The organism is Arhodomonas sp. KWT (assembly GCF_010993615.1).
Genome location: NZ_WNXE01000554.1, coordinates 1 through 1,075, shown reverse-complemented (window position 1 = coordinate 1,075; position 1,075 = coordinate 1). Strand labels below are relative to the sequence as shown.

General features: G+C 66.8%; 2 protein-coding genes. One reads left to right on the top strand and one right to left on the bottom strand.

The genetic code is table 11. From position 1 onward, the window contains the following. On the bottom strand, positions 1–704 hold a 704-nt coding region (locus G7A99_RS20670), incomplete at its 3' end, for a 4-hydroxyphenylpyruvate dioxygenase family protein (protein WP_205599969.1). Between the two features lie 129 nt (positions 705–833). Here G7A99_RS20670 and G7A99_RS20665 point away from each other — a divergent pair. After that, positions 834–1,075 (top strand): Lrp/AsnC family transcriptional regulator (locus G7A99_RS20665; RefSeq protein ID WP_163143756.1); only part of this gene is annotated, 242 nt, incomplete at its 3' end.

Genomic DNA, 1,075 nt, shown 5'->3' with positions numbered 1-1,075 from the left:
AGGAATTCCTCGATCTGGCTCCTGTCGTCCGACGACTCGTTGATCGGGATACGGATGTGCCCGTCCGGACTGGTCATCGCCCGGGAATGCAGCCCGGTGCGCTTGCCCTCGATATCGAAGTAGCGGATCTCGCGGAAGTTGAACAGCTCGGTGTAATAGTTCGCCCAGTAATCCATATGCCCGCGGGCGACGTTGTGGGTCAGGTGGTCGATGTAGGTGAGCCCCGCGCCCGCCGGATTCGGATCGGCACCGGGCACGGGCTCGAAGTCCACGTCGTAGATCGACTGCTCACCGTAGCGGTCCACCAGATAGACCAGGGCACCGCCGATACCCTCGATCGCGGGGATGTTGAGCTCCATCGGCCCGGTGCGCGGGGCCACCGGGGTCGCACCGCGGGCCACCAGGGTGTCCAGCGCCGCCGCGGCGTCGCGCACGCGGAAGGCCATGGCGTTGGCGCAGGGGCCGTGCTCGCGGGCGAAGGCCGCACCCTGGCTGTCCGGCTCCGCGTTGACGATGAAGTTGATCCCGCCCTGGCGGAAGAGGCTGACCGCCTTGCTGCGGTGACGGGCCACCTCGCTGAAGCCCATGCGCCGGAACAGCGCCTTGAGCCCCTCCGGCTCGGGGGCGGCGAACTCCACGAACTCGAAGCCGTCCGTGCCCACGGGGTTGTCCCAGAGATCCTGATACTGCTCGGCCGCGCTCATGATGCGCCTCCTGCACGTCGGGTGGGTATGTCCGGGACGATACCGCACCGGTGACGCACTGTTTTTGCAGAATCACCGTCTCACGCGCAGACTGTGCATTGAACCTGCATTGACACCGATCAATACGCAATGGACACGCACACCCTCGCGTTCGACACCTATGACCACCGCCTGCTCGAGGCACTGCAGGCGAATGCGCGCCTGTCCAACGTCGCCCTCGCCGAGCGCGTGCACCTCTCGCCGTCGCAGTGTCAGCGCCGGCTCAAGCGCCTGGAGTCCGCCGGGGTCATCCGCGGCTATGCCACCGTGCTCGACCGCCGCCGCCTCGGCCTGGGGGTGATGGCGTTCGTGAACGTCTCGCTGGAGAAGCA